We start from the raw sequence: 24,687 nt of genomic DNA on the forward strand, positions 1-24,687 counted from the left end.
ACTCTTGGCGGTAAAGTGCCGCCGGACTCGGCTCTGGATTGTAACGCGAAATCCACGCAGGTTGGTCGTGCCCGGTCTACAGGATGCCGACGCGCTTGAGGATGAGCCATGCCAGTCCCATGGAAGCGGCGATGATCAGCCCGGCAAAGAATGTGCCGCTGCCGTCGGCGAAGGGCAGGGCGCCCGTATTCATCCCGAAGAAACCGGTGACGAGCGTCGGCGGCAGGAGGAAGGCGGTCATCAGCGACAGGATGTAGAGGTGGCGGTTGGTCTCCGAGGAAATCTTGCTGTCGATCTCCTCGTGCAGCAGCCTGGCGCGCTCCTGAAGTGCAAAGACGTCGCGGTCGACCGTCTCCAGCCGGTCCGAAAGCCGCTCGGCCGCGTCGATGAAGCCCGGCGGCACCTCATCTTCATCCGAGGCGCCGGCGCGCCGCAGCAAGGCGAGGATCGTCCTCAGATGCCGATGCAAGCGCACCACCGTTCGGCGCAAGGGCGCGAGCCCCGGCTGCTGCCGGTGCCCCGCTTCGCCATAGACCCGGTCCTCGATGACGTTCAGCTCCTCCGTCAATTCGAGCACCAGGGTGATGAGCGTCCGCTGGAACTCGACAACCAGCATCTCGAAGAGATCGATCGGCCGGCCGCATTTGGCGCTTTTCTCGACGGCCGCCTTGACGCGGTCGATGCTTCTCAGCGGATGCAGGCGGGTGGTGATGATCATCCGGTCGCTGACGGCGAAATGCAGCCAGCCGATCGTCTTGGTCATCGTGTCGAAGGTTCGCTCGAAATCGACAAGCGTGCCGTAGACGACGTCCTCGGCAACGGTAATCGCCGCCTGGGTGTCGTGACTGGTAAGGGTTGCAATCGCCGCCGGCGGCAGATTGCCGATGCGCTCGATCAGCGCCGGCGTGCGCGCATCGCTCAGCGCCAGATGCAGCCAGATCCAACCGTCGCCGGTTTGCAGGCTGTCGACGGGCGAATCGGTCGCGAGGGGCACGCAACGGCTTTCTCCGGGCAGGAACCGGTAGGCCCAGACGAGGCCGGGTATCTCGGGAGAAATCAGGTTCATTGGAGCGCCGTGAACAGGGCCATGCGCAATGGCTTCTATTCGCCCTCAATGACAGTTTTGTTACAGTCTGCCGCCACCGCGATCAGGCAAGGAATTGACGTTGACGTTTACGTAAAAACAAATAGTGTGCGGCGCATGTCATGCATGTCACCCAAAAGTGGGGAACGGTTTTGGGACAACGACATGCACAAGAACAAGACCTAAAGCGCATCGCATGAATGTGATTGAATGCGACGCGCTTTAGGGCCGAAGAGCCTGCGCCTGCGGCCGCAAAGGGAGGAGCACCATGTACAAGGCACCGGTGGACGAGATCGCATTCACCCTGAAGCACGTGGCCGGCATGGCCGAGGCCGTGCGAGCGGGCACTTTCGGTGAACTTGGCGAAGACCTCGTCGAGGCGATCCTGTCGGAAGCCGGCCGCTTTGCAACCGAAGAGGTGGCGCCGCTCGGCGAGGTCGGCGACCGGCAGGGCTCACGGCTTGTCGACGGCGCGGTCAAGACGCCGGAGGGCTGGCGCGATCTCTACCATGACTGGATTCAAGGTGGCTGGAACGGCCTGACGGCGCCCGAGGCTTTTGGTGGCCAGGACCTGCCGCACATGCTGCATGTCGCAGCCATGGAGATGTGGAACAGCGGCTCCATGGCCTTCGCGCTTGGCCCGACGCTGACCATGGGTGCGATCGAAGCGGTCGAGAAGCATGGCTCGGATGCCTTGAAGGCGACCTTTCTGTCGAAGATGGTCTCCGGCGAGTGGATGGGGACGATGAACCTGACCGAGCCGCATGCCGGTTCGGATCTGGGCGTGCTCAAGACCCGTGCCGAGCGCCGCGCCGACGGCACCTACCGCATCTTCGGCCAGAAGATCTTCATCACCTGGGGCGAGCACGATTTCACCGACAACATCGTCCACCTCGTCCTGGCGCGCTTGCCGGATGCGCCGGCCGGCACGAAGGGCATCTCGCTCTTTCTCGTGCCGAAATTCCTCGTCAATGCGGACGGTTCGCTCGGCGCCCGCAACGATCTTTTCTGCCATTCGCTCGAGCACAAGCTCGGCATTCACGGGTCGCCGACCTGCACGATGATCTACGGCGACGGCAGGTTCGGCGATGAAAAGGGTGCGATCGGTTACCTGGTCGGCGAGGAAAACCGCGGGCTTGCCTGCATGTTCACGATGATGAACAACGCCCGCCTGGCCGTCGGCATGCAGGGCGTGGCGATCGCCGAGGCCGCCACCCAGAAGGCAATCGCCTATGCCAGGGAACGCACCCAGGGCCGGGCGCCCGGCTGGACCGGTCAAGGCATGAGCCCGATCATCGAGCATCCGGATATCGCCCGCACGTTGCTGACGATGAAGGCGCTGACTCAAGGGGCGCGCGCCATTGCCTATGCCTGCGCGCACGCCGTCGACATGGCGCATGCGAGCCACAGCGAAAAGGCCCACCAATGGCAGGAGCGCTCGAGCCTGCTGACGCCGATTGCCAAATCCTTTGCCACAGATGCCGGCGTCGACGTCGCCTCCATGGGCATCCAGGTGCATGGCGGCATGGGTTTCATCGAGGAAACCGGTGCGGCCCGCTATCTGCGCGACGCGCGCATTGCGCCAATCTATGAAGGCACCAACGGCATCCAGGCGATCGACCTCGTCACCCGCAAGCTGCGGCTCTCGGAGGGCGCCCAGGTGCGCGGCTTCATCGGCGAGCTTCGTGAAGTCGCTCATGCCGTTGCGGCTTCGAACAGGCAGGGGTTCGGGGAGACCGCAGCGCGCCTGGAGGCGTCGATTGCCGATCTTGCCGACGCCACCGAATGGCTGCTTGCAGCACTGGCCGAGGGACGAACCGCCGAAGCGCTTGCCGGCGCGACCGCCTACCAGCGCCTCTTCGGCCTGGCGCTGACCGGCGTCTATCTCGCCAAGGGCGGCCTGGCGGAAGCCGGTGACGGGAAGCAGGAGGCGCGCATCGCGCTCTGCCGCTTCGCCGCGGAAAATCTGCTGGCCGAAACGGCGGCGCTCAGGGACCGCGTCGTCGCCGGGGCGGACAGCCTCGCCGCCGCCCGCGCCATTCTCGACTAAAGCTGGAAGAGGAAGAGGGCGTGCGGCTTTCGCCTGCAGGGCCACGTCTCAAGATAGGGAATTCCCATGACCGATCATGTACTCGTCGAACGTCCGGAGGCCTATCCTGGCGTACAGGTGATCCGCTTCAACCGGCCGGAAAAGAAGAACGCCTTCACCCGCGAGATGTACGCGAAGATGACCAATGCGCTGACGGTCGCCGTATCGGACCCGGCGATCCGCGCCACCGCATTCCTCGGAACGGATGGCTGTTTTTCGGCCGGCAACGACATGAATGACTTCCTGGCCTTCGCCATGGGCGGGAGCATGGGCGGCGAGGTTCTCGATTTCCTTCGCGCCTTGGCGAGCGCGACGAAGCCGGTCGTCTCCGGCGTCGACGGTCTGGCGATCGGCATCGGCACGACGATCCATCTCCACTGCGACCTGACGGTCGCCTCGGCCCGGTCGGTGTTCAAGACGCCCTTCGTCGATCTGGCGCTTGTGCCGGAAGCGGCCTCCAGCCTGCTCGCACCGCGCATCATGGGTCATCAGCGCGCCTTTGCCCTTCTTGCCGCCGGCGAGCCGCTCGAAGCGGCCGAAGCCCTTCAGGCCGGGCTGATCTGGAAGATCGTCGGCGAGAATGCCGTCGAGGAGGAAACGCTGGCCCTTGCCGCGCGTCTTGCCAGGAAGCCGCCCGAGGCGCTGCGCATCGCCCGTGACCTGATCCGCGGCGACCGGAATGACGTTCTTGCTCGGATCGACAAGGAGGCCGAGCATTTTGCCGCGCAGCTGAAGAGCACCGAGGCGCGGGCCGCCTTCGAGGCCTTCATGCGCAGGTGATGGCGTTCAGAACCGCCTGCGGCACCCTGAAATTGCATATGTCAATATTAATCGCATCTTAAATAGCACTCGTTAGCGTCCGGCGGCAGTAGGCCCATCCTCAAAGCCGCGCAGGTTTGTGCATTCGCAGAACGCGCGGCGCTTCGATGCCGGCCTTCCGGCCGCATGAAGCATGGCCGGCCTTGCCCTCGCGGCATGTCCAATCGCTCTCCCGCAGTCTTTTCCTGTCGCCACGGCGTTCGGGCTGTCGACGCGCGGAAGGATCCATCACGCGCTGTTGTCCGGCAAAGCTGCCGGCAACTTCCAAGGAGCCCACCCCTTGTCCAAACGATCGAATCTGATGACGCGCATCCTGGTTGCCGCGTCCTGCGTCGTCGTCGGCGCCTTCGCCGGCTTTTCCGTCTACATCGATACGCTTCAGCGCGGCACGACCACAAAGGCCGTCGAAGAGAATATTGCCTCCTCCGGCAAGCAGGCGGCTGAAAGCGTCGCCAACTGGCTGAACGGCCGCGTGACGCTCACCGCCATGGCGGCGGACGCTGCGGCGCGCGCAAGCGACGAGGCCGCCATCCTTGCCGCACTCAAGAACGATGTCCTGACCGGCGAGTTCATGTCGACCTATGTCGGCAACGGGAGCGGCAAATTCATCACCTGGCCGGAGATGAAGCTGCCCGAGGGCTATGACCCGCGCCAGCGTCCCTGGTATCAGCAGGCGGTCAAGACCGACGCCCGCGTGCTCACCGAGCCCTATATCGACGCCTCGAGCGGTGACCTGATCATCAGCGCGGCCATGCCGGTCAAGCGAGAAGGCAAGCTCTATGGCGTCGCTGCCAGCGACTTCTCGCTGAAAACCCTGGTCTCGATGATCACCGACATCGACGTCGGGGGTGAGGGGTTTGCCTTCCTGGCAAGCAAGGACGGCCAGATCCTCGTCCATCCCGATGCCAAGCTCGTGACGAAGACGCTTTCCGATGCCTTCCCGGTCGATACACCTTCGATCGGCAGCGGCATCATGCACACTGAACTCGGCGGCAAGCCGATGCTCGTCAGTTTCGTGCCGGTCCAGGGGCTTCCCTCCGTGGAATGGTATATCGGCTTCGCGCTTGACGCCGACGCCGCCTATTCGGCGATCAGCCAGTTCCGCATCGCCGCGACCGTTGCGACCCTTCTTGCCGTCGGCGCCATGATCGTCTTCCTGGCAACTCTGCTCAGCCGTCTCGTGATCCGCCCGGTAACGCAGATGACCGGCGCCATGGAGAAGCTTGCCGCCGGCAATCTTGACGTTGCCATCCCGGGCGAGGAACGTCGTGACCAGATCGGCTCCATGGCGGCGGCCGTCGCCGTCTTCCGTGCCAATGCCCTCGAACGCGCCCGGCTCGAGGACGAGGCGCATGCCAACCGGTCGCTCTCCGAGCGCGAGCGCCTCGAGCGAGAGGCGCAAAAGGCGCGTGATGTTGCGGAAGTCCAGCATGCCGTAGAAGCGCTGGCGACCGGCCTCGGCCGGCTTGCCGACGGTGATCTCGCCTACCGGATCGAAAATCCTTTCGCCGATCGCCTCGACCGGCTGAGAGCCGATTTCAACAATTCCGTCGCCAAGCTGCACGATGCGCTCCGCGCCGTTGGCGCCAATGCCCGGGCGATCGATGCCGGTGCGAGCGAGATTCGTTCGGCTGCCGACGATCTTGCCCGCCGCACCGAACAGCAGGCGGCCTCCGTCGAAGAGACCGCTGCAGCGCTCGAAGAGATCACCACGACCGTGAAGGACTCCGCCCATCGCGCCGAGGAGGTTGGCGGTCTCGTCGCCCGCACCCGCGCCGGCGCGGAGAAATCCGGCGAAGTGGTGCAGAATGCGGTCGAGGCGATGCAGGCGATCGAGAAGTCATCGGGTGAGATCTCCAACATTATCGGCGTGATCGACGACATCGCCTTCCAGACCAATCTGCTGGCGCTCAATGCCGGCGTCGAGGCGGCGCGGGCAGGCGAGGCCGGTAAGGGTTTTGCCGTCGTCGCCCAGGAAGTGCGCGAACTCGCCCAGCGTTCGGCCAATGCCGCCAAGGAGATCAAGGCGCTGATCACCACCTCCGGCGACCAGGTCCGCTCCGGCGTGGCGCTGGTCGGCGAAACCGGCCGGGCGCTGCAGGCGATCGTCGCCGAAGTGCAGGAGATCAACAAGCATGTCAGCGCGATTGTCACCGCGACGCGCGAACAGTCGACCGGTCTTCAGGAGATCAACACGGCGGTGAACACGATGGACCAGGGCACGCAGCAGAATGCGGCGATGGTCGAGGAGCAGACGGCTGCGAGCCACGGGCTGGCGCAGGAAGCCGCCGCGCTCAATGCGCTGCTCGCTCAGTTCAAGCTGGGGGATGGGCAGGCGTCTGCAAGCTTCGTCGCCGGCCAACGCCGCTACGCGGCCTGACGGACGTCCCAGAAGCGAGAGGCCCGGCCAACCACCGGGCCTCTTTCATTTTTCGAGCGTTGCGACCGCCTCGACATGCGCCGACCAGAGGAACTGGTCGATGGGGGTCACCGATCTGATGCGATAGCCGGCGGCAACGAGGATCGACAGATCCCTGGCGAGCGTCACCGGGTTGCAGGAGACGGCGGCGATCTTCTTCACGCCGGAGCGGGCGAGTTCGTGGCACTGTGCCTCGGCGCCGGCCCGCGGCGGGTCGAAGACGACCGCGTCGAAGACCTTCAGCTCCTGCGCCATCATCGGCCGGCGGAAGAGGTCGCGCTTCTCGACCGTCACCGGCTTCAGCCCTTGCGTGTTGCGCGCCGCGAAGTCGAGCGCCTTCAGCGCCTTGTCTTCGCCTTCGACCGCGTGGACGCGTGCAGTGCGGGCAATCCGCAGCGCAAAGGTGCCTATGCCGGCGAAGAGATCGGCGACGCGCTTCGCCTTGCCGATGTGACCGAGGACCAGCTTGGCCATCGCCTCCTCGGCCGGCCGGGTCGCCTGCGTAAAGGCACCGGGTGGCGGCGAAACCGACACGCCGTCGAAGTCGATCAATGGCTTGACCGGCTCGATGATGATCTCGCCATTCAGGCTGACGCGGGCAATGCCCCGCTCGCCGAGAACGGCCTCGACGGTCGAGCGTCGCTGCCTGTCACTGAGCTTGATGTCTTCGAAGGCAAGGTCGAGTCCTGAGTCGGTCTCGAGCACGGTGATCCGGAACGGCTCGGCGCCCGACGCCATCGCTGCCGCAATCTTGCGGATGGTCGGGAGCCGCGAGACGATGCCCGGGCTCGTGATCGGACATTCGCCGACCGCGACGATATGGTGGCTTTGCGCCTGGTTGAAGCCGAGCAGCAGTTCCTTCTCCGTCCGCCGGGCCGTGAACACGGCGCGCCGGCGCTCGCCCGGTCGCGCGATGATCAAAGGTGCCACCTCGGGCTTCAGGCCCTTCGACTTCAGGGCGTCGATGACCAGATTGCGTTTGAAGGCGTGATAGAGCGGGTCGGAGGCATGCTGCAGCGTGCAACCGCCGCAGGTGCCGTTGACGCCGTCCGGGCCGAAGTGCCGGCATGTCGGCTCGATGCGGTCCGGCGAGGCCTCCTTCAGCGAGATCAGCGTGCCGTGCGCCTTGTTGACGGCAAGCGCGACGGTTTCTCCCGGCAGGGTAAAGGGTGCGTAGACCGGGCCGGCTTCGGTCTGGGCGATGCCGTCGCCCTGGGCGCCGAGACGATTGACGGTGACGATCTCGGTGCTCATGGCTTCAGCCCTGCGAGGAGAAATTCCTTGTTGCCGTCGCCGCCGGCAATGGGCGAGGGGACGAGGCCAAGGCTCCGCCAGCCCATGTCTTCTACCAGCCAGCGCTCGAGCTCGGCGGCGACGGTGGGCGCACTCTCCGGATCCTTGAGGAGGCCGGCCTTGCTGATCGCATCGCGTCCGGCCTCGAACTGCGGCTTGACGAGCAGGATGCAACGGGCGCCGGGCCCGGCAAGGGACAGCGCCGGCGGCAGCGCCAGCTTGAGCGAGATGAAGGACACGTCGGAGACGATGAAGGTGATGGTTCGGTTGCCGATATCGTCTGCCGTCATCGCCCGGGCATTCAGCCCTTCGATATTCGTGACCCCCGGGTCTTCCGCGATGCGCGGATGCATCTGCCCGTGGCCGACGTCGACCGCGACGACATGGGCGGCACCGCGTTTCAGGAGTACCTCGGTGAAGCCCCCCGTCGAGGCGCCGATGTCGAGGCAGATCTGACCTGCCGGATCGAAGCCGAAATGGTCGAGTGCGCCAACGAGCTTCAAGGCGGCGCGGGAGACATAATCCTGCGCCGGATCGTCGATCGTGATCGTTGCGTTTGCCGCAAAGGCAGTGGCGGGCTTGGTCACGGTGCGCCCGTCGACCATGACGGTCCCCCGTTGGATCGCGTCGCGGGCGCGGGCGCGGCTGGCCACCAGGCCCTTGTTCAGCAGCAATTGGTCGAGCCGGATCGTGGAGTGCTTGTTATCGGACATGGGCCGTCATCGCCCGTCGCGAGGCACATTGCAAGGGCGTTCGGCAAGATCTGCCTACTGCATGTCTCCTTAAATCGACCTCGATTTAAGGACGAAGACATGCAGCAATTCAAAGTGCTACAGCGACCTTTGCGCGCCTGGTAAGGCGCGCGGCGCTGTAGTGCATGTCGCCCAAAAGTGTGCAGCGGTTTTGGGATGACGACATGCACAAAAACAGGAAACTAAAGCGCGGCCGCGTTGCGACGCGCTTTAGCCGGCCGCCCCGAGACCGACGGAGTGCTTCTGGCCGAGCGCCTTGAAAACGGTCGAGACGATGCCGACGCGGTCGAGGCCAGCCGCGGCGTACATGGATTCGGGCTTAGCCTGCTCCATCCAGATGTCCGGCAGCACCATCGGCCGCACCTTGAGGCCGCCATCGAGCAGGCCTTCTTCGGCGAGGAAGTGCAGAACGTGGCTTGCGAATCCGCCGATGGCGCCTTCCTCGATGGTGATCAGCACCTCGTGATGACGGGCGAGCTGGCGGATCAGCTCATGGTCGAGCGGCTTGGCGAAGCGCGCATCGGCAACCGTCGTCGAAAGGCCGGCGGCATCGAGGTCCTCGGCCGCCAGCAGACAGTCGGCGAGCCGCGTGCCGAAGGAAAGCAGCGCCACCTTGGTGCCTTGCTTGATGATGCGGCCTTTGCCGATCTCAAGGATCTCGCCCCGTTCCGGGAGCTCGACGCCAACGCCTTCACCGCGCGGATAGCGGAAGGAGATCGGGCCGTCGTCATAGGCCGCGGCGGTGCGCACCATGTGCTTCAGTTCCGCCTCGTCGGCTGCCGCCATCACCACGAAACCCGGCAGCGAGGCGAGGTAGGTCGTGTCGAAGGACCCAGCATGGGTCGGCCCGTCGGCGCCGACGAAGCCGGCACGGTCGATCGGGAAACGCACCGGCAGGCCCTGGATCGCCACGTCGTGCACGACCTGGTCATAGGCGCGCTGCAGGAAGGTCGAGTAGAGCGCCGCAAACGGCTTGTACCCTTCCGCCGCAAGGCCGGCGGCGAAGGTAACGGCGTGCTGCTCGGCAATGCCGACGTCAAAACAGCGGGACGGATGCACGGCCGCGAACCTGTCGAGGCCGGTGCCGTGCGGCATGGCGGCGGTGATCGCGACGATCTTGTCGTCGAGGCTTGCCTCCTGCGTGAGCGCATCGGCGAAGACCGACGTGTAGGCCGGCGCATTCGGCTTGGCTTTCGCCTGGGCGCCGGTGATCACGTCGAACTTGTTGACGCCGTGATATTTGTCGGCGGCCGCCTCGGCCGGCGGATAGCCCTTGCCCTTCTGCGTCACCACATGGATCAGCACCGGTCCGCGGCGATTGTCGCGGACATTGCGCAAGACCGGCAGCAGGTGGTCGAAGGAGTGACCGTCGATCGGGCCGATATGGTAGAAGCCCATTTCCTCGAAGAGCGTGCCGCCGGTGACGTAGCCGCGCGCATGCTCGACGGCGCGCGTGATCGCCCGGTCGACCGTCTTGCCGAGATAGGCGGTCAGCTTCTTGCCGACCTCGCGGATGCCCATATAGGTCCGCCCCGAGGCAAGCCGCGCCAGATAGGCGCTCATCGCGCCGGTCGGTGGAGCGATCGACATGTCGTTGTCGTTGAGAATGACGATCAGGCGGGCATCGAGCGCGCCGGCATTGTTGAGCGCCTCATAGGCCATGCCGGCCGACAGCGCGCCGTCGCCGATGACGGCAATGACGTTGCGGCTCTTGCCGTCAAGATCGGCTGCGACCGCCATGCCAAGGCCGGCGGAGATCGACGTCGACGAATGCGCCGCGCCAAAGGGATCGTATTCGCTTTCGGCGCGCCGGGTGAAGCCGGACAGGCCACCTTCCTGGCGCAGCGTGCGGATGCGGTCGCGCCGGCCGGTGAGGATCTTGTGCGGATAGCACTGGTGGCCGACGTCGAAGATCAGCCGGTCATGCGGCGTGTCGAAGACCTTGTGGATGGCGATCGTCAATTCCACCACGCCGAGGCCGGCGCCGAGATGGCCGCCGGTGCGTGACACCGCATCGATCATTTCCGAGCGCAGTTCGCTCGCCAGTTGCGGCAGGTCCCTGTCGTCGATCTTCTTCAGATCGTCTGGAACATTGACCTTGTCGAGCAACGGCGTCGCCGGCATCGGATTGGTTGGCAGTTGTGTCACGCTGCGTGCCTCGTGCGCGCCGAAGGGCGGCGCGCGGATTGTTGATGATTTCCGTCAGATGGCTGTTTAGACGCAATCCCGGTTGAATGCAAAAATTAGGCTTTCCTGCGTCGTCAACCAAGGGCTCGGCGAAAAATTAGCTTGCCGGCAAGGGGATGAACTCTTCCTCGTCCCCCGGCACGATATCGAAGCGGCCGCTGCGCCATTCTTCCTTTGCCTTGTCGATACGCTCCTTGGACGAGGAAACGAAGTTCCACCAGATATGCCGCGGCGAGCCGAGCGCCGCGCCGCCGAACAGCATGACATGACAGCCGGCCGGCCCCGCGGTGATGGTGATCTCGTCGCCGGGCCGGAAGACGAGAAGCTGGTTGTCGGCGAAATGATCGCCCGCAATGATCGCTTCGCCCGAAAGAATATAGATGGCGCGTTCCTCCCATTGGGCGGCAAAGGGAGCGCTGCGGCCGGCCTCGATCGCGAGATCCACATAAATCGTGTCGGTGAAGGTGGAGACCGGCGAGGCAGCGCCTTCGAACCGGCCGATGACGACCCTTGCGCGAACGCCGTCATCGGCAAGATGCGGCAGCACGCGCTCTTCGGTATGGGAGAAGACCGGATCGACCTCTTCCTTGTCGTCGGGGAGCGCCAGCCAGGTTTGCAATCCCGACAATGACCGTTCATGGCCGCGCTGGCTTTCCGGCGAGCGCTCGGAATGCACGATGCCGCGCCCCGCCGTCATCAGGTTCACGTCGCCGGGGCGGATCACCATTTCGGTGCCGAGGCTGTCGCGATGCTTGATCTCGCCGTCGAAGAGGTAGGTGACCGTCGACAGGCCGATATGCGGATGCGGTCGCACGTCGATCGCCTGGCCGGCGCGCAGCAGCGCCGGTCCCATGCGGTCGAAGAAGATGAACGGACCGACGAGCCGGCGTCGTGCCGTCGGAAGCGCCCGGCGCACCTCAAGGTTGCCGATGTCGCTGGTGCGCGGGATGATCAGGTGCTCGATGGCGTCACAGGCCGGCTTGTCGCCGGCGAGCGGATCGGGACCGGGAAAAAACGACATGGCACTTCCTCCGGGTGGTGGCACTCAACTTACTGCCAATGCGGCTGCTTCGGGAGCAGCAATCAGGAGACGCAGTGTTTCCGGGTCCAGGGGGCGGAGCATCGTTGGACAGGGTACCGGACGTCCGGTTCGCCCCTCACCCTAGCCCTCTCCCCGCAAGCGGGGAGAGGACTCCCCACCGTTTAGCAAGAGAGTTTCTGCTCGGCCAAGGAAGGATTGAAGGTGGTGCCGGTTTTCAGCATTGCGCATGCGACGTTGACGAAGCGGTCGGCGACGGATCGCAGGGCACGACCGTGGCTGTGACCTTGACTTCGAAGGGCGGCGTACTTCAAACGGCTCCGAGAGTCGTGCTGAATGGCGACGCGTGCCCAATGGTACATGGCGTTGGCGAGCCGGTCGTGGCAGGCCTGTCTTCTGATGACGATGCAGCTCTTGCCGGACCGCTTGGTAACGGGCGCGACTCCTGTCAAACTGCGCAAGGCGGCGTGGTCACGTCGCTGCAGGGCATCGAAGGCTTCTGCGAGCAGCGTGGCGAGGACGATCCTTCCCACTCCCGGCAAGGATGCGAGGATCTCCACGTCATGCTGCTTCCTCTGCCCCGGCTCGGTCGCCTCGGTCGGGACAAGGCGGGCAGTCAGGGTATCGAGCCGCTGATGCGCTTGCTTGAGCTGCCGGTTCACGAGGCGAATGCGGGCAATGAGCGTGGCAATGTGGGCGCTGGCGGCTTCGGTCGTCCCGGCGGCGACCTTGACGGGCGGCGTGCGCAGCACGGCGAGCACATGGGTGGCGTCGACGCGGCGGATGCGGTTGCGTTTGAGAAGCTTGGCGATCGTCGCCGCGCGGATCCGCGCGGCTTTGGCCGGCGTCGGCACGGCTTCCCAGAGATCGAGCAGCCACTCGGCCCCGAGGTCGTTTTCGAGCTCGAGCAGCGCAGGAAAGTAGCGCCAGAGCTGCTCGCGCATGCGGTTGGTCAACCGGTTGCGCTCGGCGCCGAGGTCCTCGGCCATGCGCGACCATTCGCGCAATTCGATGACGACAGGATCGGCGGCGGCAAGCAGCCGGAAGCACCGGCGATCGGTGCGCAAGGCCGAGGCCATCACTTCGGCATCGCGGCTGTCGTCCTTGGCGCCGGCCAGGGTGAACCGGTCGCGAAAGCGATCCATTTGTTTCGGGTTGATGGCATGCACCTGGCAGCCGCGCTCGATCAGCGTCTCGACCACGGGCCCGTGCGGCACCTCGATCGCGACCTGGATTTGCCCGGCCTCGGTTGCACCGCTGGTTGCCGTCAGCCAGGCCGCCAGCTCGGCGAGCCCTTCGCCGCCGTGCCTGAAGACCCTTTCGCCGATTTTCCGGCCATCACCATCCGTGAGGAACACATGATGGCTCTCCGACGCCCAGTCGACGCCGGCATAGAATTGTTTCTGATCGGTCATCCCTTCTCCTCGTCCAAGCCTGCGAGCCACCGCGATCTTCGCCGATCCCTGTACTGGCGCTCGGAAACGGATACAGCTCCGGCGCGGACTCCCCACGGGGCATCGATCACGGCCAATCCGACGGGGCACGCGTCCTCTCCAGGTGGTCGGGCCACAGGGGACAATTGGTTGCTCCCGACGAATCGGCTCGGTTCAGGAAGGCTACGCCAATTTCGGCCATCGTCGCGGGTCATGCTTCATTCCGCTACGCTTCACTTCGCACGACACGCGACGACGGCGTGCAACCCAAGAACCGCCGGAAAAAGGTACAGGGGACTTGAGCGGCGCCGCGAGTCTCCTTCGCCCCGCGTGCGGGGAGAAGGTGGCCGGCAGGCCGGATGAGGGGCAATCCCGCCATCCCTGAGGTCACTATTCCGCGTCGAGCGGCTCCACCGCTTGCGGTTTGCCGTTGCGGTCGAGGCGAATTTTCTCGATCCGGTCCTCGGCCGCCTTCAGCAGCGTCTCGCAATGCTTCTTCAGCGCTTCGCCGCGCTCATAGATTTCGATCGACTTGTCGAGCGCCACGTCGCCGCGCTCGAGCGCGGAGACGATCCGTTCCAGCTCCTCGACCGCCTGCTCGAAGGAGAGGGCGGAGACGTCCGGCTGCGTATTGTTGTTGTTCATCATTACCCTCTCATCAGTCTCGAAATGTGCAACGCCGCCGATTCGGCCAGCCCCTGCAGGTCATAGCCCCCCTCGAGCATGCTGACCACTCGGTTGCCGGCGCTCTTGCCGGCCGCCTCCATGAGGCGTCCCGTCGCCCAGTCGAAGTCCTCCGCGACAAGGTTGATCTGGGCCAGAGGATCGCGGTAATGCGCATCGAAACCGGCGGAGATCAGCACGAAGTCCGGGCGGAAATTGTCGAGAGCCGCGAGGACGCGGCTGCGGAAAGCCTCGCGGAAATGTTCGCTGCCGCTGTTGGGAGAGAGCGGCGCATTGACGATATTGTTCCTGGCGCCCGTCTCTTCCTTGGCGCCTGTGCCCGGATAGAGCGGCATCTGGTGGGTCGAGCAGAACAGCACCGACGGGTCGTTCCAGAAGATGTCCTGTGTGCCGTTGCCGTGGTGCACATCCCAGTCGACGATGGCGACCCGTTCGACACCGTGCGCCTTCTGCGCATGGCGTGCGGCAATGGCGATCGTGTTGAAGAAGCAGAAGCCCATCGCCCTGTTCTTCTCGGCGTGGTGGCCCGGTGGCCGGGCTGCGACGAAGGCGTTGTCAGCCTCGCCGGCGAACACCGCGTCGACGGCGGCGACCGCGCCGCCGATGCCGGTCAGCGCCGCCTCGAAGCTTGACGGGCTCGCATAGGTATCGGCTTCGATCTGGTTGATGTCGTCCTCCGGTATTGCCCGGGCGATCGACCTGAGGTGCTCCTCCGTATGGGCGAGCAGCACCAGATCCTCGCTGCCCTTTGATGCCTCGATACGCTTGAGCGGCGCGAAATTCGGATGCTCCAGCGCGAGATTCAGCGCCCTCAGCCGATCCGGCCGCTCCGGGTGCCCTTCCGGAACCTTGTGTTCCTGGAAGAGGGCATTTTCATAGAGATGCGTAGTCATCCGCCGAAAGCTAGTGCGCGGCCGTGTCAAAATCCATGGCTGCGACGGCAAAAGTACCGATTTTCAACAGCAGGGATCGAGCAGGATCTTGCCGTTGCGCAACGGATCGGCCTGATGCGCCAGGGCTTCGCCCAGCCGGCTCAACGGGTAGGTGGCGGCGACCGGACTGGCGAACAGCCCGTCGCGAAGGCCCGCGAAGCTCCTGGCGAAGCCGGCTTCGAGCGCCTCGCGGCCGGCGGAATGGACCCAGGTCCTCAGCCACAGGAAGGCGAAGCGGACGTCGGCACGGGCGGCGATTGCCGCCTGGGGGACCGGAATACCGCTCAGCGCGCCGTATTGGATGAAGGTCCCGCCCGGATGTATGGAGCGGCTGATCAGCTCGGCGGCCAGCTGCCCGCCGACCGCATCGAGCACCGCGTCGAACCGCGTCCCTCCGGGAAGGTTGCTGCCGTCGGTGACGACGATCGGATATGCTTGACCGAGGCGGTGGCGGCTCTTCTCGCTGCGGAGGATCGCCGTCGGCGCGACACCTTCCATCGCCAGCAGCTTCATCAGCATCGCGCCGATCGCCGAGCCTGCCGCCGTCACGGCGACGCTGCGATGTTCGAGCGAACCGAAATGCCCGCGCAGCGCCTCGACGAGCCGCAGCGCCGTCAAAGGGTTGACGTAGCTCATCGCCGCCTGCACGTCGCTCACATCGTCCGGCACGGCAAAGCACCATTCCGCCGGGCGGACCACGAACTGCTGCCACAGCCCGCTGGCGCCGATCGGCATGACGCGGTCTCCGGGTTTCAGGTGGTGCACGCCCCCTCCAACGCGGCGGACGACGCCGACGCCCTCGAAGCCGGGCACGAAAGGCAGTTCGGTGCGGGCGCGGTAGGCGCCGGTGACGGGGATCAGGTCCGAGGGATTGATCGCCGCAAGCGAGATTTCGACCTCCACTTCACCGGCTCCCGGTTCGATGCGGGCGGCGTCGACAAGCTCGATGACTTGTTCGGGGTCGCCAAACTGTCTAACGAGGGTGGAGCGCATGTAAGGGGCCTCGCATGGACGGCACAGAGCGGGAAAATGTCACGGAAATCCGTATTCCGTTTCGCGATATAGACATGCATGGCCACATGCACAATGCGGCCTATTACGCGCATGCCGAGGCGGCGCTCGCCAGTCTCTGGCGGCATCGGCCGCCCGTCAATAACGAACCGGCCTATCTGGTGCGTCGCTCGGCCTGCCTCTTCCATCGCGGCTTGCGTTTCGACGAGCCGGCCCGCTTCACCGTATCTGTCGCCAAGATCGGCGGCAGTTCGGTGAGTTTCGCGGTGCGGGTCGAAGCCGGCGCGCATCTCGCGGCGGAGGTCGAGATCGTCTGGGTCGCCGTCGATCCCGCTCGCCATCAGCCCGTGGCATTACCCGCTGCAACCCGCGACTGGCTTTCTGCCTATATAGCCTGATCGAGCCGCAGCGATCGGAAATGGGCAACGACGCCCATGCCGCCGCCGACACCCATCATCGCCAGGCCCTCGCTGTCCCTCGCTGCGGCAAGCATCTGCGAAAACAGCCTGACGACGAGAATCGCGCCGGAAGCCCCGTAGGGGTGGCCGAGCGCAATCGCCCCGCCGTCGCGATTGACGCGCTCTGGCGAAATGCCGAGCGGATCGAGACTGCCGAGGACCTGTGAGGCGAAGGCCTCGTTGAACTCGATGAAGTCGACCTTGTCGACGTCGAGCGCCGGGTTGCGGGCACGAAGTTTCGCCATTGCCGGCACCGGACCGAGGCCGAGCAGGTTGGGATCGACGCCCGCCGTCGCCGCGTCGACGAATTCGAGAGCAAAGGGCACGCCACGCCGGCGCGCCTGGGCGAGCGAGGTCACCAGCACGACTGCGGCGCCGTCATTGATCGGGCAGGCGTTGCCGGCGGTGACGGTACCGTCCTTGACGAACACCGGCTTCAGCCGGGCGAGCGTCTCCGCCGAGGCGTTGGGGCGGGGGCACTCGTCAATGGCGACTGGGCCGATCGGCGTCTCCACCGGCACGATCTCACGCTGAAAGCGGCCCGCCGTCTCTGCGGCCACGGCACGGCGATGACTTTCGAGTGCAAACTGGTCCTGGCGCTCCCGCGATATCCCGCAGACCGCGGCGACGTTCTCCGCCGCAACACCCATATCCGGATCGCCGATGAGATCGGGAGCCATCCGGGCCCGCTTCACCGGCTGCAGTTCCTCGCCTCGCGCCAGCGGTGGGCGAAGCCGGATATGGGCGCGGCTGGCACTTTCGGTACCGCCGGCGAGAAAATATCGCCCGGCGCCGGCCTGGATCTGCCGCGCCGCCAGGACGATCGCTTCGAGCCCGGAGCCGCATTGGCGGTCGACGGTCACGCCGGGGATCGAAACGGGGAGGCCGGCTTCGAGCGCGGCAAGACGGGCCAGGTTGCCGGCGCTGTTCGCGGCGTTGCCGAGAAGCACGTCGTCGATGTCGTTCCTGTCGATTCCGGTATCGGTGACGATCCTGTCGATCAGCAGAGCGGCGAGGCTTTCCGGCTCGATCGTCGCGAGGCTGCCATTGACGCGGCCGATCGGGGTTCGCAGCGCCTGAATGACGACCGGTGTGCGAGTGGGATCAGAAGAGGCGTTCAAGGGCACCGTTCTCCTCCGCGATCCATTGCTGCAGTTTTCCGACGGCGATCTTGCCGGAGACGGTCATTGGCATCTCCCGGCAGAGCCAGACCTTACGCGGATGCTTGTAGCGCGGCAGAGCGTCAGCAAGATGACGCTCCAGCTCCTCGCGCTCGAACCTATCATGGTTTGGCTGGATGACCGCGACAAGCTCGCTGCCGAGATCCGGATGATCAATCCCGAAGACCAACACCGACCGAACCCCGGCCGCGGCCATGATCGCGGCCTCGACTTCGGAGGGATAGATATTGTTGCCGCCGGAGAGCACCATGCCGCCGGCACGGCCGATGAGATGCAGCGTGCCGTCCCTGTCGAGAAATCCGAGGTCGCCGACGGTGGCGAGCCGCCCTTCGCGGTGAAAACCGATGCCGTCGTTGCTGGCGATGTAGCCGTACGATATCAGCGCGCTGTCGACGAAGATCGCCCCGGTTTCTCCCGACGGCAGGCTGTTGCCGCGATCGTCGAGGATGGCCAGCCGGACGCCCGGGAATGGCTTTCCGACGGCAGTCGGGGAATGATCGTCATCTGCGCCGGCAACGGTGATGAAGCCGAGTTCCGATGCGCCGTAGTATTCGATCACTTCCGCGGCGGGGAAAGCCCGAGCCGCGGCGCTGCGGTCCGCCGGTGTCAGTTTGGCGCCGGCAACGGTGATCTTTTCAACAGAGGTCACGGCCGCGGACTTCGTCTGTTCGCAAAGCCGACGCAGCATCGTCGGCACCAGCACCAGGCGCTTCGCCCTGGTGTCGCTGATGACATCGAGCGCCTGGCGCGGTTCGAAATGACGGGCGCCGATGAATTCGGCTCCGGCCGCAAGGCACTCGACAAGGGCATAAAGCGCCAGCCCGTGCGCCAGTGGACCGGGTGCATAGGTCGTCGCTTCCGGTCCTATGCCGAAGAAGTGCTGACCGGTTTCAAGGCTTAGGCGCCAGGATCCGCGGTCGCGGATGATCGCCTTCGGCTCGCCGGTCGTGCCGGAGGTGAAGACCACGAGGAAGGGTTCGGCATCCTCGCCGATGCTGATCGGAGACGAACCGTCGAAAGTCTCGAGCGCATGCGTCTCTCCTACGGAGGGGACGTCCAGGTGCAGGCGATCGCCGTCGGCACGGATGACGATCTCCGGCCGCAGTTTTTCCTTCATCCGCTGGCGGCGCGATTCCGGCAGGTGCGGATCGATGAGTGCCGCACAATTGCCGCCCGACGTCGCTGCGATGAAGGCCGCGGCAAAGAGCGGGTGATTGCCGGTTTCGAGCGCAATCAGCCGCACCCGGCCGGCAAGGACACTTTGTTCCGTTGTCTGCAGGGCCGCCTGTTCGATCGCGTGCAGAATGCGACCTGCGGCCGCGGCAAGCTCGGCGAATGTGAAAACCCGGCCCTCGATGCGGAAGGCCGGGGCGTGCAGGCGTTCGCCCTCATGCCGCAGAATGGCCCGTGCGAGCGGCATCGCCTCAGGCGCGGGCCGGCAGCAGCGGATAGCCGGCGTAGACGGCGCGCGCGGCGAGTGTGGCGATCGCCGCCTTGAGGAGATCGCCCGGAATGAACACGAGCGCGCCGGTCGCGGCGGCCGTGAGCGGCGTGCCCGTGACGGCGGAGAGCCACGGAACGCCGATCGCGTAGAGGACGACGATGCCGCCGATCACCGAGGCGAGGAAAAAGCCGACGAACTGACGCGCTTCCGAATTGCCCTGGTGTACGAAGCGCTCGGCGATCAGGCCGGTGACGAAAGCGGCAACCGCCCAGCCGAGGATGAAGCCGCCCGAGGGGCCGGCGAAGACGGCAAGCCCGCCGCGACCGCCCGACAGCACGGGCAGGCCGATCGCGACCAATAGGACGAACAGCAGGAACGCCAGCGCGCCGCGCTTGGCGCCGATGATGCAGCCGGCCAGCATGACGCCCATCGATTGCGCGGTGATCGGAACGGGAATGAAGCCGAGCGTGATCGGCGGAATGAGGCCGAGCACGACGACGATTGCGGCGAATAGCGCAATGAGGACGAGGTCTCTGGTGTTCATGTAGTCCTACCCTTTTATTAGAAAGCGCGAATTTATTGGCGGCGAAATCCGCGCGCGTCAATGGCGGCCGCGATCGTGTCCGCATCTTTCAGCGTCAGGATGATCAGCGGCCCGATGATCGTCAACGGACGGATCGGCAGCCCTCGGGCGCGGTGCGCCTCGCTGATCGCCTGATATCGGGCGAAGATATCCGGGACGAAGCGCAGCACGAGGCCGAGCGCCAGGCTGACGTCAGCGGCCCGCAGCAGGCCGAGACGCTCCGCCGGTTTCAGGAGGATGGTGGTCTCGTCCATGAAGGCGCCGATCGTCGTCGTCGCCGTGACGGCGGCGGCAAACAGCACGAGGGCCGTCAGCCGCAGCACGAGAGCGGCCACATCGGGGAAGGGGACAAGGAAGAGGTTGACTGCGGCGAGAATAAGGATCGTGAACAGGACGAAGCCGACCCGCGAAAATGCCTGGCGTGCCGTCATGCCGAGCGAAAGGTAGAGGGCGCCGCAGAGGAGAAAGGCCGGCAGCAGCAGAAGCGGCGCGTTCGTCGTAAAAAGACCCACGCTGAGGACGAGGAGAGCAATGAGCTTCAGGCGCACCGGCACCCGGTGAAACCAGCTTTGCCCTTCCACATAGAGGCTCGTCAGCATCCGGCCACCTCGTGATAGCGGCGGATGGTTTCGCCGGGGCTGCCGTCGGCGACAAGCCGGCCCTCGTGAAACAGCAGGAGACGTTCCACCGCTTCGACAAGCCCCAAGTCATGGGTGATGACGATCGTATCCTCGTCGAGTGCGTCGATCGTTGCCGCGACCATGCGGCGGTTGCGCAGGTCGAGCTGGTTGGTCGGCTCGTCGAGGATCAGGATTTTCGGGCCGGTGACGACGACGCTGGCCATGGCGATGAGCTGTGTCTCCCCGCCGGAAAGCTCGTGTACCCGCCGTCTGGCGAGATGGCTGACGGCAAACCGGGCCAGCACCGCCTCCGTTCGCGAGGAGATCTCGTGCGCCGGCAGGCCGCGATTCTTGAGTCCGAAGGCAATATCGTCGGAAACGATCGGCATGATCAACTGGTGCTGCGGATTCTGGAAAATGAAGCCGGCCTCGGCAAGCACCGCCCGGTCGTCCTTCACCGTATCGAGCCCGTTGACTGTCACGCGTCCCGTGGTCGGCTTGACCAATCCATTGATCAGCCGCGCGAAGGTCGTCTTGCCGGAGCCGTTGAGGCCGATGATGCCGATGCGCCGTTCGTCGAGGGCAAGCGTCAGGGGATGAAGCGCTACCCGCTCGCCGAACCGGACCGAGCAATCGGTGAGGCGGATGTCCAATCTTGGTCCTCGTCAGTTGTCGTGGTGGCTCTATAGGGCAACTCGATCGGCAAGGGCAATGCAGCCTTTGCCGGATTGCTTTATGGTTGGATGGCATTTGAAAGTTGGGAATAAAAGCCTATTCTCCTGCCATGACGATTCGTCTCTCCAATCGCGATGCCCGGCGCATCTTTCTCGCCAAGCAGGGTCTCTCTGCCGCGCCGCATCGTGCGCTGGGCAAGGATGGCCTGCTGCGGCTGATCCACGACATCGGCTTCGTACAGGTCGACAGCATCTCGACCGTCGCGCGGGCTCATCACCAGATCCTGTTTTCGCGCAACCAGACCTATCGCCGCGAGCATTTGAGCGAGCTCCTCGAAGAGGACGGTGACCTCTTCGAACACTGGACCCACGACGCTTCGATCATTCCGAGTGCCTTCTTCGTCTATTGGAAGCATCGCTTCAAATGGGAGAGCGAAACGCTGAGAGAGCGCTGGCGCAGGTGGCGCGGCGAGGGGTTTGACGCGAGTTGCGACGAAACCTATGAACGGATCGCCAGCGGCGGAGCGGTGATGGCGCGAGAGCTGAAGGAAGACCATCACGAATCCGGCGGCTGGTGGAACTGGCACCCGTCGAAGACGGCGCTCGAAGTGCTCTGGCGGCAGGGGCGGCTGGCGATCGCTCGCCGCGTCAACTTCCAGAAGGTCTACGACCTGACGGAGCGGGTGATCCCGGCTCATCACTATGAAGGCGATGTTAGCCATCCGGAGTTTATCGATTGGGCCTGCCGCAGCGCCCTCGGACGCCTCGGCTTTGCAACGCACGGGGAGATCGCCGCCTTTTGGGACCTCGCCTCGCCCGAGGAAGCCAAGGCCTGGGTCGCAGAACATCGCGACGAGCTTTGCGAAATTCTCGTCGAGCCTGCCAACGGCGGCAAGCCGCGGCCGTCCTATGCTTTTACGGGCTTTCCGGACAACCTCGGCGACGTTCCGGATCCGCCGGCCCGCATTCGTGTCCTGAGCCCCTTCGATCCTTTGCTGCGCGACCGCAACCGCACCGAACGGCTGTTCGGCTTCTTTTACCGAATCGAGGTTTTTGTCCCCGAGGCGAAGCGTGAATATGGCTACTACGTCTTTCCGCTTCTCGAAGGTGATCGGCTGATCGGCCGGATCGACATGAAGGCGGATCGCAAGCGCGGCAGCCTGGAGGTTCGGCGGCTCTGGCTCGAAGAGGGCATCAAGCCGTCGTCGGGCCGCATCGACAAGGTGATGGCCGAACTCGACCGGATCGCCCGCTTCGCCGGCGTCGGAGGCGTCAATCTGCTCGAGGGCTGGAACGCCGGCCTCGCCTGATCGATTTTTTCTTGGCTTGCGCACCCGGGCTCCCTAAATGGAGCGAAGAAATCTCACGGCGCGGAGCAGAACGATGGACACCAACCTCATAAGCCTCTTCGATGCGGACGAGGCGACGGTCCGCAAGGTTCTCTCCGAGACGCTGGCCGGCGCCGACGATGGCGAGCTCTTCCTTGAACACGCCCAGGCGGAAGTGCTCTCCTTCGACAATGGCCGTCTCAAGGGCGGCAGCTTCAACACCGACCAGGGCTTCGGCCTGCGCGCCGTCGCCGGCGAAGCGGTCGGGTACGCCCATGCCGGGGAAGTGTCGCTTGCCGCCCTGAAGAGGGCGGCGGACGCCGTCGGACAGGTGACCCGCGGCTATTCCGGCTCCTATGCGGCTGCCCCGCAGCGCACCAACAAGAAGCTTTACGGTGATGAAAACCCGATCGGCGAGCCGCGCTTCGAGACGAAGGTGACGCTGCTCCAGGAGATCGATGCCTATCTGCGCGCCAAGGAGCCCAAGGTCAGGCAGGTGACGGCGACGGTCGCGACAAGCTGGCAGGTCGTCGACATTCTAAGGGCGGATGGACATCGTGTTCATGACGTGCGGCCGATGACGCGCATCAATATCTCGGTCGTGGTGGGGGAGGGCGATCGGCAGGAATCCGGCACATTCGGTATCGGCGGACGGCGCGGGTTCGGCGATTTTATCACCGAGGAAAACTGGAAGCGCGGTGCCGACGAAGCGCTGCGGCAGGCGCTCGTCAATCTTGAGGCAGTCGACGCGCCGGCGGGAACCATGGACGTGGTGCTTGCTTCCGGCTGGCCGGGGGTGATGCTGCATGAAGCGGTCGGCCACGGCCTGGAAGGCGACTTCAACCGGAAGAAAACCTCCGCCTTCGCCGGGCTCCTCGGCGAGCAGGTGGCGGCCAAGGGCGTCACGGTCGTCGACGACGGCACGATCGAGGCGCGGCGCGGCTCGATCTCGATCGACGACGAGGGCACGCCCTCCGGCTACAACGTCCTGATCGAGGACGGCAAGCTTGTCGGCTATATGCAGGACCGGCAGAACGCGCGGCTGATGGGCATGCAGCCGACCGGCAACGGGCGCCGCCAGGGCTATGCGCATGTGCCCATGCCGCGCATGACCAACACCTACATGCTTGCCGGCGACCGGACGCCCGAGGAAATCATCGCCTCGGTGAAGAAAGGCATCTATGCCGTTTCGTTCGGCGGCGGCCAGGTGGATATCACGTCAGGCAAGTTCGTGTTCGGTTGTACCGAAGCCTATCTGATCGAGGACGGCAAGGTCGGCGCGCCGGCCAAGGGGGCGATGCTGATCGGCAATGGGCCGGATGCGATGAGGCGGGTGACGATGGTCGGCAACGACATGAAGCTCGACACCGGCATCGGCAATTGCGGCAAGGGAGGCCAATGGGTGCCTGTCGGCGTCGGTCAGCCGCATCTGCGGATGGATCAGATCACCGTCGGTGGCACGCAGGCATAGGCGGGCGACATGATCAGCCAAGCGGGAGATAGTCTGGAGATCCGGCGTTTTTCGACGTCGGACGAGCAAGGCGTCATCGACGTCATCCTGCCGATCCAGCGGGAGGAATTCGGCATCGCCATCACTGCCGAAGACCAGCAGGACCTTCGGGCGATCCCGGAATTCTACCAGAGCGGCAACGGCGACTTCTGGATTGCGGCCGCTGGGGAACGTATCGTCGGCACGATTGCCCTCAAGGATATCGGCGGCGCCGAGGCAGCCTTGCGCAAGATGTTCGTCGCGTCCGCTTTTCGTGGCCGCGAACACGCCGTCGCCGCCCGGCTGCTCGATGCACTCCTCGCCCATGCCGAGCGGCGGAACATAGAGGCAATCTATCTGGGGACGACCGAGAAGTTCCTCGCTGCCCATCGGTTCTATGAAAAGAACGGCTTTGTCGAAATCGCCATGCAGGACCTGCCGGCGAGCTTTCCGGTCATGGGCGTCGATACGAAATTCTATGTTCGCCGGATCTAACTGGCGGTGAAAATCCAACGGTTGATACCGAGGCGGAATACCGGGCGCTAACGAACCTGCAGTGGGGTTTCACGGTATCTGCCTGTCGGTTTTCGGTATAGATTAGAGACCAGACATAGAACTCCCGCTATCAGACAAAGGAGAAGCCTGAATGGTCTCCGTCCGATATATCGTCGCCGACGTTGATGAGGCGGTCGCGTTCTACCGAAATCATCTCGACTTCAAGCTCGACAAGCACAATCCGGGCAAGTTCGCGACGACCTGACCCTGTATCTCAGCGCCCCAGGTGCAGGAAGTGGTGGTCAGGCGGGTGGCGATCCGAAGCCGGGCGGTTGGAATCGGTTTATGATCGTTACAGACGAATTAGATGCCCTGATTGAGCGGTTGCGCCGGGCGGATACACGTTTCCGCGGCGACATGAGCGACGGCGGTGCCGGCCGCGCCATCCTGCTCGAAGATCCATCGGGCAATGTCATCGAACTGTTCGAGTTCAAGAAGGACTGAGCCCGGCCTAGGTCAAAGCCGCCGTGGCCGCCTGAAATTCTTCACGCCTGCCCTGATAGGGTGCGGGTCCCAAACGTCGCGTCTAGCCTGAATATCTCAAAGTAAGAGGTGCATCGGGCCCGCGAATCTGAGAAACTTCTTTTGCTACAAAGGGTTATCAGATTCGTTG

General features: G+C 64.8%; 23 protein-coding genes. 9 read left to right on the forward strand and 14 right to left on the reverse strand.

Annotated elements, in window-relative coordinates:
- Positions 1-76 precede the first annotated feature (76 nt).
- On the reverse strand, positions 77-1,066 hold the full coding sequence (locus NGR_RS13800; protein WP_012707070.1) for a transporter: 990 nt from the start codon (positions 1,064-1,066) through the stop codon (positions 77-79).
- A 286-nt stretch (positions 1,067-1,352) separates the two neighbouring features.
- Here NGR_RS13800 and NGR_RS13805 point away from each other — a divergent pair, with 286 nt between their 5' ends.
- From NGR_RS13805 to mcpU, 3 genes are all read left to right on the forward strand, one after another.
- A complete protein-coding gene (locus tag NGR_RS13805; RefSeq protein WP_012707071.1) occupies positions 1,353-3,134 on the forward strand; it encodes an acyl-CoA dehydrogenase in 1,782 nt (593 codons plus the stop codon).
- 66 nt (positions 3,135-3,200) lie between these two features.
- Entirely contained in the window at positions 3,201-3,953 is a 753-nt protein-coding gene (locus NGR_RS13810; RefSeq protein ID WP_012707072.1) for a crotonase/enoyl-CoA hydratase family protein, read from the forward strand.
- Positions 3,954-4,293: 340 nt separating this feature from the next.
- Positions 4,294-6,372 carry a methyl-accepting chemotaxis protein McpU gene (gene mcpU, locus NGR_RS13815; protein WP_240545228.1) on the forward strand — a complete coding sequence of 693 codons (2,079 nt, stop codon included), beginning with the start codon at positions 4,294-4,296 and terminating at the stop codon, positions 6,370-6,372.
- A 45-nt stretch (positions 6,373-6,417) separates the two neighbouring features.
- Here the strand turns inward: mcpU and NGR_RS13820 are convergent, their stop codons facing one another.
- The 8 genes from NGR_RS13820 to NGR_RS13855 form a co-directional block, all read right to left on the reverse strand.
- Positions 6,418-7,665 (reverse strand): class I SAM-dependent RNA methyltransferase, encoded by a 1,248-nt coding sequence (locus NGR_RS13820; RefSeq protein ID WP_012707074.1) that lies wholly within the window; start codon positions 7,663-7,665, stop codon positions 6,418-6,420.
- Positions 7,662-8,417: a TlyA family RNA methyltransferase gene (locus NGR_RS13825; protein ID WP_012707075.1), complete on the reverse strand. Its 756-nt coding sequence runs from the start codon at positions 8,415-8,417 to the stop codon at positions 7,662-7,664. Before NGR_RS13825 ends, NGR_RS13820 begins: the two co-directional genes overlap by 4 nt.
- Positions 8,418-8,666: 249 nt before the next feature.
- Positions 8,667-10,604, reverse strand: coding sequence for a 1-deoxy-D-xylulose-5-phosphate synthase (gene dxs, locus NGR_RS13830; protein WP_012707076.1), 1,938 nt, complete (start codon positions 10,602-10,604; stop codon positions 8,667-8,669).
- A 136-nt stretch (positions 10,605-10,740) separates the two neighbouring features.
- Positions 10,741-11,664, reverse strand: coding sequence for a pirin family protein (locus tag NGR_RS13835; protein WP_012707077.1), 924 nt, complete (start codon positions 11,662-11,664; stop codon positions 10,741-10,743).
- A 182-nt stretch (positions 11,665-11,846) separates the two neighbouring features.
- Positions 11,847-13,097: an IS110 family transposase gene (locus tag NGR_RS13840; RefSeq protein WP_164924195.1), complete on the reverse strand. Its 1,251-nt coding sequence runs from the start codon at positions 13,095-13,097 to the stop codon at positions 11,847-11,849.
- A gap of 408 nt (positions 13,098-13,505) precedes the next feature.
- A complete protein-coding gene (locus NGR_RS13845) occupies positions 13,506-13,760 on the reverse strand; it encodes an exodeoxyribonuclease VII small subunit (protein WP_012707079.1) in 255 nt (84 codons plus the stop codon).
- Positions 13,761-13,762: 2 nt separating this feature from the next.
- Positions 13,763-14,692, reverse strand: a complete 930-nt coding sequence (locus NGR_RS13850) for a histone deacetylase family protein (protein WP_012707080.1) — start codon at positions 14,690-14,692, stop codon at positions 13,763-13,765.
- Between the two features lie 63 nt (positions 14,693-14,755).
- Positions 14,756-15,724 (reverse strand): zinc-dependent alcohol dehydrogenase family protein, encoded by a 969-nt coding sequence (locus NGR_RS13855; protein ID WP_012707081.1) that lies wholly within the window; start codon positions 15,722-15,724, stop codon positions 14,756-14,758.
- A gap of 14 nt (positions 15,725-15,738) precedes the next feature.
- Between NGR_RS13855 and NGR_RS13860 the strand changes: the two genes are divergently transcribed.
- On the forward strand, positions 15,739-16,140 hold the full coding sequence (locus tag NGR_RS13860) for an acyl-CoA thioesterase (RefSeq protein WP_012707082.1): 402 nt from the start codon (positions 15,739-15,741) through the stop codon (positions 16,138-16,140).
- Here the strand turns inward: NGR_RS13860 and NGR_RS13865 are convergent.
- Genes NGR_RS13865 through NGR_RS13885 form a run of 5 tightly spaced genes read right to left on the reverse strand, consistent with a single transcriptional unit; the run spans position 16,128 to position 20,681 of the window.
- Entirely contained in the window at positions 16,128-17,321 is a 1,194-nt protein-coding gene (locus NGR_RS13865; protein WP_164924197.1) for a thiolase family protein, read from the reverse strand. The genes NGR_RS13860 and NGR_RS13865 overlap by 13 nt on opposite strands.
- Positions 17,305-18,801, reverse strand: coding sequence for a class I adenylate-forming enzyme family protein (locus tag NGR_RS13870; protein WP_012707084.1), 1,497 nt, complete (start codon positions 18,799-18,801; stop codon positions 17,305-17,307). Before NGR_RS13870 ends, NGR_RS13865 begins: the two co-directional genes overlap by 17 nt.
- Before the next feature lie 4 nt (positions 18,802-18,805).
- Positions 18,806-19,369, reverse strand: a complete 564-nt coding sequence (locus tag NGR_RS13875) for a biotin transporter BioY (RefSeq protein WP_012707085.1) — start codon at positions 19,367-19,369, stop codon at positions 18,806-18,808.
- A gap of 32 nt (positions 19,370-19,401) precedes the next feature.
- Positions 19,402-20,007 (reverse strand): energy-coupling factor transporter transmembrane component T family protein, encoded by a 606-nt coding sequence (locus NGR_RS13880; RefSeq protein ID WP_012707086.1) that lies wholly within the window; start codon positions 20,005-20,007, stop codon positions 19,402-19,404.
- Entirely contained in the window at positions 20,001-20,681 is a 681-nt protein-coding gene (locus tag NGR_RS13885) for an energy-coupling factor ABC transporter ATP-binding protein (protein WP_012707087.1), read from the reverse strand. Before NGR_RS13885 ends, NGR_RS13880 begins: the two co-directional genes overlap by 7 nt.
- 131 nt (positions 20,682-20,812) lie before the next feature.
- Here NGR_RS13885 and NGR_RS13890 point away from each other — a divergent pair, with 131 nt between their 5' ends.
- From NGR_RS13890 to NGR_RS33120, 5 genes are all read left to right on the forward strand, one after another.
- Complete coding sequence (locus tag NGR_RS13890) at positions 20,813-22,012, forward strand: winged helix-turn-helix domain-containing protein (RefSeq protein ID WP_012707088.1); 1,200 nt, start codon at positions 20,813-20,815, stop codon at positions 22,010-22,012.
- Between the two features lie 73 nt (positions 22,013-22,085).
- Positions 22,086-23,501, forward strand: a complete 1,416-nt coding sequence (gene tldD / locus NGR_RS13895; protein ID WP_012707089.1) for a metalloprotease TldD — start codon at positions 22,086-22,088, stop codon at positions 23,499-23,501.
- Between the two features lie 9 nt (positions 23,502-23,510).
- Positions 23,511-24,014 (forward strand): GNAT family N-acetyltransferase, encoded by a 504-nt coding sequence (locus NGR_RS13900; RefSeq protein ID WP_012707090.1) that lies wholly within the window; start codon positions 23,511-23,513, stop codon positions 24,012-24,014.
- Positions 24,015-24,165: 151 nt separating this feature from the next.
- Complete coding sequence (locus NGR_RS33115) at positions 24,166-24,279, forward strand: VOC family protein (protein ID WP_240545182.1); 114 nt, start codon at positions 24,166-24,168, stop codon at positions 24,277-24,279.
- Between the two features lie 80 nt (positions 24,280-24,359).
- Positions 24,360-24,518: a VOC family protein gene (locus NGR_RS33120; protein ID WP_012707091.1), complete on the forward strand. Its 159-nt coding sequence runs from the start codon at positions 24,360-24,362 to the stop codon at positions 24,516-24,518.
- The last annotated feature ends 169 nt before the right edge of the window (positions 24,519-24,687 follow it).

Source organism: Sinorhizobium fredii NGR234 (genome assembly GCF_000018545.1).
Taxonomy (GTDB): Bacteria; Pseudomonadota; Alphaproteobacteria; order Rhizobiales; family Rhizobiaceae; genus Sinorhizobium; species Sinorhizobium fredii_A.